Origin of the sequence: Candidatus Sororendozoicomonas aggregata (genome assembly GCF_031528575.1) — a bacterium.
Classification (GTDB): domain Bacteria; phylum Pseudomonadota; class Gammaproteobacteria; order Pseudomonadales; family Endozoicomonadaceae; genus Endonucleibacter; species Endonucleibacter aggregata.
Genome location: NZ_JAVLSP010000006.1, coordinates 71,837 through 83,020 on the forward strand (window position 1 = coordinate 71,837; position 11,184 = coordinate 83,020).

Annotated in this window: 12 protein-coding genes; 8 read left to right on the top strand and 4 right to left on the bottom strand. The window is 48.8% G+C overall.

Going from position 1 to position 11,184, the window contains the following annotated elements; all coding sequences use genetic code 11:
* Positions 1-215: 215 nt before the first annotated feature.
* Positions 216-431 (bottom strand): 50S ribosomal protein L31, encoded by a 216-nt coding sequence (gene rpmE / locus V4C51_RS02270; protein ID WP_330924500.1) that lies wholly within the window; start codon positions 429-431, stop codon positions 216-218.
* 221 nt (positions 432-652) lie between these two features.
* Between rpmE and V4C51_RS02275 the strand changes: the two genes are divergently transcribed.
* The gene (locus tag V4C51_RS02275) at positions 653-2,917 is read left to right on the top strand and encodes a primosomal protein N' (protein WP_330924501.1); all 2,265 of its coding nucleotides are present in this window, start codon (positions 653-655) and stop codon (positions 2,915-2,917) included.
* A gap of 271 nt (positions 2,918-3,188) precedes the next feature.
* Here V4C51_RS02275 and V4C51_RS02280 read toward each other — a convergent pair whose 3' ends face one another.
* Both V4C51_RS02280 and V4C51_RS02285 read right to left on the bottom strand, forming a co-directional pair.
* A complete protein-coding gene (locus V4C51_RS02280; RefSeq protein WP_330924502.1) occupies positions 3,189-3,509 on the bottom strand; it encodes an RNA recognition motif domain-containing protein in 321 nt (106 codons plus the stop codon).
* An 840-nt stretch (positions 3,510-4,349) separates the two neighbouring features.
* A complete protein-coding gene (locus V4C51_RS02285; RefSeq protein ID WP_330924503.1) occupies positions 4,350-4,511 on the bottom strand; it encodes a hypothetical protein in 162 nt (53 codons plus the stop codon).
* A gap of 607 nt (positions 4,512-5,118) precedes the next feature.
* Here V4C51_RS02285 and moaB point away from each other — a divergent pair.
* The 7 genes from moaB to modC are packed head-to-tail and all read left to right on the top strand — an operon-like array spanning position 5,119 to position 9,357.
* Complete coding sequence (gene moaB / locus V4C51_RS02290) at positions 5,119-5,640, top strand: molybdenum cofactor biosynthesis protein B (RefSeq protein WP_330924504.1); 522 nt, start codon at positions 5,119-5,121, stop codon at positions 5,638-5,640.
* A 6-nt stretch (positions 5,641-5,646) separates the two neighbouring features.
* Positions 5,647-6,132: a cyclic pyranopterin monophosphate synthase MoaC gene (moaC, locus tag V4C51_RS02295; protein ID WP_330924505.1), complete on the top strand. Its 486-nt coding sequence runs from the start codon at positions 5,647-5,649 to the stop codon at positions 6,130-6,132.
* Positions 6,129-6,380: a MoaD/ThiS family protein gene (locus V4C51_RS02300; protein WP_330924506.1), complete on the top strand. Its 252-nt coding sequence runs from the start codon at positions 6,129-6,131 to the stop codon at positions 6,378-6,380. Before moaC ends, V4C51_RS02300 begins: the two co-directional genes overlap by 4 nt.
* Complete coding sequence (moaE, locus tag V4C51_RS02305) at positions 6,349-6,846, top strand: molybdopterin synthase catalytic subunit MoaE (RefSeq protein ID WP_330924507.1); 498 nt, start codon at positions 6,349-6,351, stop codon at positions 6,844-6,846. The genes V4C51_RS02300 and moaE overlap by 32 nt, the downstream gene beginning before the upstream one ends.
* Positions 6,840-7,583, top strand: coding sequence for a molybdate ABC transporter substrate-binding protein (gene modA, locus V4C51_RS02310; protein ID WP_330924508.1), 744 nt, complete (start codon positions 6,840-6,842; stop codon positions 7,581-7,583). The genes moaE and modA overlap by 7 nt, the downstream gene beginning before the upstream one ends.
* A complete protein-coding gene (gene modB, locus V4C51_RS02315; RefSeq protein WP_330924509.1) occupies positions 7,584-8,276 on the top strand; it encodes a molybdate ABC transporter permease subunit in 693 nt (230 codons plus the stop codon).
* Positions 8,251-9,357 (top strand): molybdenum ABC transporter ATP-binding protein, encoded by a 1,107-nt coding sequence (gene modC / locus V4C51_RS02320; RefSeq protein ID WP_330924510.1) that lies wholly within the window; start codon positions 8,251-8,253, stop codon positions 9,355-9,357. The genes modB and modC overlap by 26 nt, the downstream gene beginning before the upstream one ends.
* Before the next feature lie 567 nt (positions 9,358-9,924).
* Here the strand turns inward: modC and V4C51_RS02325 are convergent.
* Complete coding sequence (locus V4C51_RS02325; protein WP_330924511.1) at positions 9,925-10,908, bottom strand: hypothetical protein; 984 nt, start codon at positions 10,906-10,908, stop codon at positions 9,925-9,927.
* Positions 10,909-11,184 lie beyond the last annotated feature (276 nt).

The following is an 11,184-nucleotide window of genomic DNA, read 5'->3' on the forward strand; positions in this document are numbered from 1 at the left end:
AATGCTCTTGCATGACTCAGAGTTGGCCCAGGGGCTCATTCCTCAGCAATCACTCTATTAAACCCGCGCTGAGGGGTTGACCGCTTTTAATTTCCCGGAGTCTGGCTCCTCAAGGAAACACCGCTTTTGATGCCTGAATTTACAGTAAAGGCTTTTATTTTGCCTGCTAAAAAAAAGCACCCCCACAGTGGTGCTTTTTCGTTTTCTGCCAGCGATTACCCGTGAGACCTACGGTTACCGAAACGCTTGTTGAAGCGCTCAATACGACCGCCACTATCCATAACCTTCTGGGTGCCAGTGTAAAAAGGGTGACACTTGGAGCACACATCAACATGCATGTCTTTGCACAAAGTGGAACTCGTTTTGATTTTGTTACCGCAGCTGCAGGTAAACGTCATCTCTTCGTATTTTGGGTGGATATCCGATTTCATGGGTCTTCCTCAAAGTAACGCGCACCGCCACCTTTGACGCCGTACCCCGGGGGTTCGGGCAAAAGCACCGTACGCAAGTCTTACCAGTGCTGGCAGCAACTGACAAAAAGAAGGCGAATCATACCAGAGTCTTATCGCCAAACAAACCAGGTTTTTACAGAGGTTGTCCCCTGGCAAAAGGAGGCTATAAAATAAACTGTCAATCTGGAGTCCTCCAATCCATGTCCACCAATGCCCCTGAACGATCACCCGCTGTCATTGACACTCAGGCAGATTTTTTTGTCCAGGTTGCTGTGCCCTCACCCTTACGGGACTTTTTTACCTACCTGCCGGCTGAAGATACTGACAAGTCACGGTTCAAGCCGGGGGCAAGAGTACTCATCCCATTTGGAAATAGAAAAGTCATCGGAATTATCCTGTCCACTCTCAGCTGCTGCACGGTGCCCGTGCAGAAGCTAAAAGCGGTGATATCAGTGCTTGATGACGAGCCAGTCATCACCCCGACTATACTGGCGCTATGCCGGTGGGCGTCACGGTATTATCATCACAGCCTGGGAGAGGTATTCATGCAGGCGCTCCCTAAGGGGTTACGCCAGGGTAAGCCTCTACCTTGCAATACCGAAACGCACTGGCAGTTGCATGAATCGCTGTCAGAGGCACAGATAAAGCAATTAAAACGATCACCAAAACAGTCAGCAGTAGCCCATAAGCTCAATAACAGCCCTTCCCTTGGGTTGGGAGAAGCGCAGTTGTTAAATCAGGGCATCAGCAGAGCGGTTATCAAGGGACTGGCTGACAAGGATATCATCTATAAAAAAGAAAAAGTGCTGGCTGCCACGTGTTTTTCCACCTATGGGACTGAAGGAGGTGAAACCGCCTTATCCCTTAACCCGGAACAACAAAACGCTTTAAACAATGTGCTCGCCCACCTGCATCATTACCAACCTTTTCTGCTCGATGGCATCACTGGAAGTGGTAAGACTGAAGTCTACCTTCAAGCCATTGCTGCCGTATTAAAGGCTGGACGCCAAACCTTGGTACTCATTCCTGAAATAGGGTTGTCACCCCAAACCGTTGGTCGCTTTAAACGGCGTTTTAATACCCCCGTTATTAGCCTTCATTCCGGGTTAAGCGATGGTGAACGGCTGCATGGCTGGTATCAGGCATTGGCTGAAAACGCTGGCATTGTCATCAGTACCCGATCGGGTATTTTTACCCCCTTGCCCAAACTGGGTCTCATTATTGTGGACGAAGAGCATGACAGCTCTTATAAACAGCAAGATACCTTTCGCTATAACGCCCGAGACCTGGCCATTTACCGCGCGAAGCAAGCTGCCTGTCCGGTTATTCTTGGTTCAGCCACCCCGTCTTTGGAGTCCTTTTACAATGCCAGCACTGGCCGCTTCCGGCATTTAACATTGCGGGTACGTGCCGGCGTGGCGACACCCCCGGCATTGAACATCCTTGACCTGCGCCAGCAACCCCTGAAAAGTGGTATTCTTCCTGATTCGCTGGCCCATCTGTCAGCACAGCTGAATCAGGGCAATCAGGTGATGGTTTTTATCAATCGCCGGGGTTATGCTCCCTCAGTTATTTGTCATGACTGCGGTAAAGTTATTGATTGTCCCCATTGTGATGCACACATGACCATCCACCGCAGGCCCCCGCATATGCACTGTCATCACTGTGACTACCAAATAGCCATTCCCTATCAGTGCAACCAGTGTCACAGCACCAATATCCATCCTGCTGGCCAGGGAACAGAGCGTCTTGAACAGGCGTTATCCGAACAATTTCCTGACACGCCGGTCATTAGAATTGACCGTGACTCCACACGAACAAAGCATGCGCTTTCCCATATGCTCGAGACCATTAACACAGGTGTTCCCTGCATTTTACTGGGCACGCAGATGCTGGCCAAAGGGCATCACTTTGCCAATGTTACCCTGGTTCTTATTCTAAATGCCGATGGCGGTTTGCTCAGCGCGGACTTTCGGGGAGTTGAGCGGACAGGTCAGCTCATTATGCAAGTAGCCGGGCGTGCTGGACGCAGTCATAAACCCGGGCAGGTGATCATTCAAACCTACAACCCAAAGCATGATGCCCTGCGCTTGCTGACGCAAAATCACTATTCTCTGTTTCTGGCATCCTTGCTCGAACAAAGGAGCCAGTTGGGGTTACCCCCTTATTCCTTTATGGCGGTCATCAGGGCTGAATCTGGCTTGTCACAGGCGTGTGAGTACTTCCTGCAAGGTGCCAGGCAAGCTATTGAAAGCACAATGAATGGCCATTTAAAGGTGCTAGGCCCCCTTCCCGCTCCCATGGAAAAACGTCAAAGCCGCTTTCGCTGGCAGCTAATCCTTCAGGCCAACCAACGCGCGACATTGCATACAACGCTCAGTGGACTGATTGCCTATCTGGACAATCAAAAACTCCCCCGGCATCTCCGGTGGAGTGTGGATGTCGATCCACAGGATATGGCGTAATTATTGGCCCTTTTCTCACTGTGCAATTGAGCCGACAACCTGAGCGACAGGCTCCTACGAGCCTGTCCGAGAATAGACTACCCTACTGCGGTGGCAGCAAATTGGTCTAAAAATTTCCGACTTTTTATCCTCAATTTTCTGCCATCCTCGCTACGGGCGCTATTCTCGGTCAGCCTCCTAGAGCTTTCAGAATTTGTACAAGGGAAACTGTGCTCGAAAGTTTTGCCTTGTTGCACGGAGTTCAGCTCAAGTGCGTTTTGGTTTAAGCCTGTCAGAATCGGCGGTTGCCGCCATGGCTACCTTTATTGAAGCCACCCTCGCTGCGACGGGAGCCATTATTGCGAGGACGCTCCGTCGCAATACTGACGCGCATATCGCGACCATTTAATGACTGGCCGTCCAGCGTCAGGGCTGCCTCAGCATCATCCTCGTTTTCAAAGGAGATAAAAGCAAAGCCCCTAGATCGGCCTGTCTCACGATCGAGGATTACTTTGACCTCTTCGAGTGCACCAAACTCACCAAAAGCCTGCTCAAGATCCGGCTCCGTAGCAGAAAAAGCCAGGTTACCTACAAATAGTTTATTTTTTCTCATGGGTAAGAACCTCTGGTACAAATGATGCGTCTTTCTGATTATCTAGCATCCAATCATTGCTGATCACAGAGAGCCCCCTGTTTTTTTGCTATCACGGAAAAGGACACGTTGGATAAATAAGGTTGATACAAACCGCCGATTAAATATCGCGGCTGCTCTAGATAAAAACACACTAAGGATCCCCCTGCAATGGCTGGAATCCATTCACTGACACAGGGTGTCCCAGTGGGTTATTGATAACGCGGTTTTTACTTTGGGCTGTGTTTAGATTCATACAGCTACCGAGTGGTTTTTTCGTCCGTTATTTTATGCGCCACCGATGTTGGCACCAAAGTCATCATAGTGTCAATAAGGCGCAGTTTGTCCAAACCAGCTTCTTGATACCGCCAAAGGTTCATTGCTGTCAAGGAGCCTCTCGGACTTAAGACAATTTCGGCCTAAAATCCAGAAAGCGCGGCCAGAATTTCCGATCAATTTGCTTAAACAGGTCAACTATTCGCGCGAATTGATCGAAAATTCTGACTCGCCCTACTGAATTTTATGCTCGAAAGCATAAGTTCGGCAGGCTCCAAGCATGTGCTTAGAAACTGTTTGAAAACTTATTGTGAGCTGCAAACACCAAAAAGGGCAGCTGCATGTCAGAAAGTACCAACAGTTCTTCATTCCTGCAAAGGCAGGAATCCACAACGACAGAGCGACTTCGCCTTCATAGGGACAACGCTGGTATAGTTTTCGTTGACACTACCCTGAAAACTACCTGTTTTTCGCTTTTCACAAAAGATTATGGGCCGCTTCTCAGAAAACGGCCTATTTACTATAGCAGATGAGATGATCGTTCATTCACAGAAATTGTGCTTTAACATCGCAGGCACCCGCATCGAGCATTTTCATCATAATGTTCGGCTCCAACCAAGGCTCTCTGACCGTAGGAATGACGGGTGTCGTTGATATAGCTTGAAGCATATTCACGACCATTGCATAATCAATCAGCCCGCGTTGCATATCAATAGTCAGCGTGTCTCAGCCATGGTGGGTTATTATCCCGGCAGTCATCGCGCATGGCAAAGTCTGCCAACCATTAACAGCTGATTGTTCCCTTTGCGCTCACGGATACAGTGTTGTTTAATCGTAAAAATTTATCTTTGCCAGTTGAGACGCTTTCACATACCGGCCATGCCCGCCAATACTAGCCCGGATATTTCATAAACATGCTGCTGGCCTTGCTTGCTCCTTGCGACTCTAAGGGAGTTTTGCTCAGTCGACCGTACTCCCCGGTACGGCGCTCCCTCGCAAAATCCCTTAGAACCGCAAGGTTCCGCGCAATTCTCAGGGCAGTTTATGAAATATCCGGGCTAGGAGGCTGTCCGAGAATAGACTGCCCTACTGCGGTGGCAGCAAATTGGTCTAAAATTTCTGTTTCTGAGGAGAATAGCGGGGCTATTTGATGAAGAAGCAGGAATTTTCAGACCAATTTCTCGCAACCGCAGTAGCGAAGCCTATTCTCCGACAGTCTCCTAGGGAATAATTTTTTAATGGCTTGCATCCACCTGCAAAGGCGGAAAGAATACAGCTGCAAAACCTTCTGAAAACCTTCAAGGATTCAACCATCATGGCACCCCCAAAAGCCACTGCGTTCTTCACCCCTTTAAATATTGCCGTACTGACCGTATCTGATACTCGCACTGAAACTACTGACAGCTCTGGTGACTTACTGGCAGATAGCTTGACAGCAGCTAACCACAAGTTGTCCGAGAGAGCCATTGTTAAAGATGACATTTACAAAATCCGTGAAATCATTTCACGCTGGATTGCCGATGATGACACTCAGGCTGTATTAATTACCGGTGGTACAGGTTTTTCAGGACGGGACAACACGCCAGAGGCAATAAAGCCTTTATTTGATAAAGAAATAGTGGGCTATGGTGAGCTGTTCAGACAGCTTTCTTATGAGCAAATTGGCACATCTACCATTCAATCTCGTACCGTAGCAGGCCTGGCCAATGGCACTATTATTTTTGTCATGCCCGGATCCAACAATGCCTGCAAGACGGCCTGGGAAGGGATGATCAAAGAACAGCTCGACAGTCGCCACGCCCCCTGCAACTTTGTGCCTCAACTAAAGAAGGTCTAATCGCTTATGTCCACGTTAACGCATACCGATGATACGGGCAAAGCACAAATGGTGGATGTGGGTGAAAAGCCTGTCACCGAGCGCGAAGCACGGGCTGAAGCTTTTATTTCCATGATGCCTGAAACGCTGGAGCTGGTTACCAATAATCGCCTGAAAAAAGGTGATGTACTTGTGGTTGCCCGTATTGCGGGTATTCAGGCAGCGAAGCAGTGTGCTCAGCTGGTTCCCCTGTGTCACCCGTTGATGTTGAGCTATATCAGTGTTGATTTTGAACTTCAGCCAGTACATAACCGCATCCGAGTAAAAACCTGTTGTCGTTTAAATGGTAAAACGGGTGTTGAAATTGAGGCACTAACAGCAGCATCAGTAGCAGTTCTCACCGTTTACGACATGTGTAAGGCAGCGGATAAAGGCATGACCATTGATGGGCTGCGTATTCTCGAAAAGAGTGGTGGTCGCAGTGGTCACTATCTTGCCGGAGGGGCTGCATGATTACGGTGCTATTTTTTGCTGACTACCGAGAGCGCCTTGGCTGTCATCGGTTGGAGTTGAATGACGATGAAGCCCCTTCGACTCTGTCACAACTGCGTGAACAGCTCTACGCAAAAGGAGAGCGATGGCGCAAGGTATTGTCTGAAGAACGCTCATTGACCGCTGTTAACCATATCCTGCAAAACAAGGATGTCCGCCTTTCCAGTGGGGATGAGGTTGCATTCTTTCCCCCTGTCACCGGAGGCTAATATCATTATATCCATCCAAACCGACGATTTTGACCCCGCTGCTGAACAGCAGGCACTGTGTCAGAACAGTAACACCGGTGCTATCGTGACGTTTACTGGTCTGGTGCGTGATATGAACGCAGGCGAGAATATTACTGGCCTGTACCTTGAGCACTACCCAGGAATGACCGAGCGATCCCTTGAAAAGATTGTTGATGAAGCACAACAGCGTTGGTCATTAAACATTGTTAAAGTCATACACCGTGTGGGCCAACTCCACACGGGTGATCAGATTGTTTTTGTCGGTACAGCCAGTGCCCACCGTAGCGACAGTTTTTCCGCCTGCGCGTTTATTATGGACTACCTGAAAACCCGCGCTCCTTTCTGGAAAAAAGAAACCACCACCGGCGGTGACCGCTGGCTGGATGCCAGAGACAGTGACCAGATAGCGGCGAAACGCTGGGACTCAGGAGACCCACGATGCTGACAAGATACCTCTTTTTGCTCATTACCCTACTGCCATGGACCGTTCACAGTGCTGAGCTGCGTGTAGCTGTCGCTACCAACTTCAAGCCTGTGCTTGAGCAGCTATCACAGCGGTTTATGGCAAGAACATCAAACACTGTTTACTTGTCATCTGCCTCCTCAGGTACTCTGTATAATCAGATTATTCACGGGGCTCCCTTTGACGTATTCCTGTCAGCTGATGCGCTGCGTCCCCTGAAGCTTGAAGAAAAAGGTCTGACGCTGAAGAACAGCCGTCATACTTATGCCGTCGGTCAGTTGGTACTATGGGATAAAAGCGGCACCCTCAAGACACCGGCTGATTTAAAACAGTGGAAAGGAAAGCTGGTCATCGCCAATCCTGATACAGCCCCCTATGGTCTTGCGGCTAAACAAACCCTCGAAAAACTGGGACTGTGGCATAGCTATTTGCCCCGTATTATTCAAGGTTCCAATGTCCAGCAAGCCTGGAGTTTTGTTGATAGTGGCAATGCATCTCTGGGGATGGTCGCGGCATCTCAGCTAGTTGACCAGATGGATCACAAGGGCGTAATAGTAATTTCTGACGCGCTTCATGAACCTATACGACAAGATATGGTTATTATCAAGCGCTCGGAACAACCGAAACTTGCCAGTCAGTTTATTAACTTTTTGTTGTCCCCTGAAAGCAAGAAATGTATAGAAGCCCATGGCTACCAACAAGCCTGGAGTGTTTCCTAGTTGCTTGTCACGGCTATCATCCTGACCCTTAAGCTGGCGTTTATCACCACAGTCATACTGATGCTGTCAGGCACGCCCATGGCCTGGGCGTTATCCAAAATGAAGCACGGCTTGCCAGGAAAACTACAACCACTGCTCGAAGCACTGGTTGCCGTTCCTCTGGTATTGCCACCAACAGTGCTTGGCTTTTATTTTCTACTGGCATTTTCACCAGAGAACCCTTTTGGGCAATTGTGGTTTGATATGACCGGTTCAACCCTGGCTTTCAGCTTTACCGGACTGGTCATCGCTTCAGTCATTTATTCTTTGCCTTTTGTTGTACAACCTCTCCAGCGTGCCTTTGAGCAAATCGATCCCGGTCTTTTGGAAGCCTCTGCCATGCTTGGCGCTTCACCCATTGATCGTTTTTTTACCGTGGTATTTCCTTTGTGCCGACGTACTTTTTTACTGGCCGCCTGTATGGGCTTTGCTCATACTGTGGGTGAGTTTGGGGTGGTGCTGATGATTGGCGGCAATATACCCGGAGAAACCCAAGTGTTATCCATTGCTTTATTTGATGCGGTGGAAACGCAGCAATTTGCCAAAGCCCACGGTATTGCTGGAGGATTACTCACTTTTTCTTTAGTGCTTTTGGTCACTTTATACAGTATTGAGCGCAAGGAAGGTTATGAGCGATCAGTCCATCGTACTTGATATTAAACTATCACGTGACAGATTTAATTTAGTTATCAAAGAAACACTGCCGTTGACGGGTACCTGGGCGATCATGGGTGCTTCTGGCTGTGGAAAAACCTCATTGCTTCGAGCGGTAGCAGGCCTGGAACCCAGTAGCCAGGGCAAGGTGATATATAAAAGCACGCACTGGCAGGATTCCTCCGCTGGCCTTCATATTCCACCGGAAAAGCGCGGTATTGGTTATATTTTTCAAGATGCCCGTCTATTTCCACACCTGAATGTGATGGAAAATCTGGCTTTTGCCCGTAAGCGAGCAAAAGCTTCCCGGAAAGCCCCCGCTTTTCATGATGTGATAGAGCGACTGGGCATTTCCCATTTACTGGAACGTTCAATTGGAACACTATCCGGTGGGGAAAAACAGCGGATCGCTATTGCACGAGCATTGCTCAATGCCCCTGCTTTACTATTGATGGACGAACCATTGGCCTCACTGGATTGGTCAGCAAAAGCTGACATCCTGCCATTACTGCGTGATGTGCAAACCCATTTTCATATCCCGGTGATAATAGTTAGCCACACACCACAGGAGGTCGCCCAATTAGCCGACCATCTGCTGATACTGAACGAGGGTAAGGTGGTTGCCAAAGGTTCTTGCCGACAAATACTTAGCCAGTACCATTATGGCACCACTCAACATGCCCTGTCGGTCCTGGAGGGCGAAGTGGTTGTTTATGATAAAAACCATGCAATGGCGTTAATTCGTATTGATCAGCAAACACTGCCGGTATGTTGCTCGCCGTACCCGCCTGGGCAGCCTGTCAGGCTGGCGGTGCCAGCGGGCGAAGTCTGTTTATTTCTGGAAGAAGTCAAGGCGTGCAGTATGGACAAGCCGCTTTTGGCAAGGGTGACCCACCTCCAGTGTTCAGGCACACACCAGGCATTAATCACCCTCACTACTGGGCGGCAAACCCTGCAAGCCCTGATTAGCCGACAGGCAAAAAACCGGCTTGCCTTGAAACCGGGCCAGTCAGTTTTTGCCCATATCAGGCAGGCAGAGATTTTTTCCTATGAGGCAGACGCTCCCCATCGTCTATGCTGAACACCGGCGGAACGATACAAGGCCACGCAATAGCAGGTTTCACTCGTCGTTTTTACTTCTGCCGCCCGGTTTTTTAGCTTTTACGGTCGTTAGAAAAGTGAACTTGGAGCCTGTCAGACTTATGCTTTCGAGCATAAAATTCAGTAGGGCGAGTCAGAATTTTCGATCAATTTGTGCGAATAGTTGACCCTAAATTAATCAGTTGAAATCAGCACCTTTGTTAAAGTCCATACGAGCGTAGGTTTATAACCATTTTGCACACTCACCCAAAAGGAGTGTTATAAAAATGCGCAAGCCCAACTGTCACAGGGAATAGAAGGAGTTTACAAAATTCAACTGCGGAATTTAGGTTGACCTATTTAAGTAAATTGATCGGAAATTCTGGCCGCGCTTTCTGGATTTTAGGCCGAAATTGCCTTAAGTCCGACAGGCTCCTTGCATCACTATCGAAAAAAATCGACTTTTTAGACCCGTTTATCGCAGACCTCAAGGTAGCACGATTGTTAAAACGGCCTCTTGGTAAGCAACCTGTCAAGGAAGAAGTGGGCCGTGAAAAATTTGGCCTTTTTATGTCGAACCCTGCTCATCGGGGTTATAGGAGTTATCAGGGTTGTCGGGGTTATCCGGGTTGTTGGGGTTATCCGGGTTATAGGGGTTATCCGGGTTATAGGGGTTGTCGGGGTTATTGGGATTATCCGGGTTATCTGGGTTATCGGGATTATCCGGGTTATCGGAGTCATCGGAGTCATCGGAGTCATCGGGGTCATCGGGGTCATCCGAATCATTGGAGGATTTCATTTGTTCCATCACCTGATTGATAGATTCCCGAATAGTGGCAACCATTGCTTTGTAGCCTGCATTGAAGCCCTTATAAAAGATAAGCTCTGTACTGGGGGTATCTGCCTTTGGTGTGTTGATAGGGGGTTGCTTTCCCTCAGGCGTTTCGTTGTTGAGGAAAGACTCCATAGAGGCGGGCACCGTCAAGGCGACTCTGCCCCCAGCCATGTAGCCGTTGATATAGCGTGCTCTCAGGAACGGGTTCTTATCATCCCCTGTGTTCGACATTCGGAAAGATTTTGCAGCTTCACACCAGTGTTCACGGTACTCACTGGCGGGTTCGCTGTCACTTTCACAGTTAAATTCAGTGATCCCCATTTGGGTAATCACAGACTCATACCCAGCACGGTAGCCCTGATTTTGAAGGCTCTCTGTCTGGCTTTCAGGCTTCTGCCGATCCACGCTGCTGGCTCGTGCCTGGCGAGCATCATCAATACCCAGGCGAAATCCGCGAACATACTCAGCCAGTGCATTAGCTCCCAGATTGCTGTTGTTGAGGTCAAAGAGTTTTTTTGCCTGACACCAGCTCCGTTTGAGAGGGTTGTCGTTCTCCAATGCATTACAGTCATAGGTTTCATTCTGTAGCTGAGGTGCTCCGGCTACTTCTGCTTTGGGCGATGTGGATGACTCATTATCCTTTTTATCGCAGCCTCCTAGCAGGGAGAGCGTTGCAACCGCAAAAGGCACTAATAGTCGATCAAGGCGTTTTGGCATTGGTTCCTCCTCCCATCGGGCTTTTCTTTTGCTATTCAGACACAGAGCGATAAATATAGTTCATAAACGGCATAAAAAACTGAAAGTACCCGAGAAAAGAACTATACACCATGCAGTGAAGATGCAAACATCGTTTCTTGGTCGGTAGAATTAGGATAGGATTAGCATTGTCTTGGAAGCCTGTCGGACTTAAGACAATTTCGGCCTAAAATCCAGAAAGTGCGAGAAAGTGCGAGAAAGTGCGAGAAAGTGCGAGAAAGTGCGAGAAAGTGCGAG

Bases quoted from the DNA above. Each gene is read 5' to 3' on its own strand.
- V4C51_RS02325 (WP_330924511.1), bottom strand. From the start codon at position 10,908: ATGCCAAAACGCCTTGATCGACTATTAGTGCCTTTTGCGGTTGCAACG.
- V4C51_RS02285 (WP_330924503.1), bottom strand. From the start codon at position 4,511: ATGCAACGCGGGCTGATTGATTATGCAATGGTCGTGAATATGCTTCAA.
- moaB (WP_330924504.1), top strand. From the start codon at position 5,119: ATGGCACCCCCAAAAGCCACTGCGTTCTTCACCCCTTTAAATATTGCC.
- moaC (WP_330924505.1), top strand. From the start codon at position 5,647: ATGTCCACGTTAACGCATACCGATGATACGGGCAAAGCACAAATGGTG.
- V4C51_RS02275 (WP_330924501.1), top strand. From the start codon at position 653: ATGTCCACCAATGCCCCTGAACGATCACCCGCTGTCATTGACACTCAG.
- rpmE (WP_330924500.1), bottom strand. From the start codon at position 431: ATGAAATCGGATATCCACCCAAAATACGAAGAGATGACGTTTACCTGC.
- modA (WP_330924508.1), top strand. From the start codon at position 6,840: ATGCTGACAAGATACCTCTTTTTGCTCATTACCCTACTGCCATGGACC.
- V4C51_RS02300 (WP_330924506.1), top strand. From the start codon at position 6,129: ATGATTACGGTGCTATTTTTTGCTGACTACCGAGAGCGCCTTGGCTGT.
- V4C51_RS02280 (WP_330924502.1), bottom strand. From the start codon at position 3,509: ATGAGAAAAAATAAACTATTTGTAGGTAACCTGGCTTTTTCTGCTACG.
- modC (WP_330924510.1), top strand. From the start codon at position 8,251: ATGAGCGATCAGTCCATCGTACTTGATATTAAACTATCACGTGACAGA.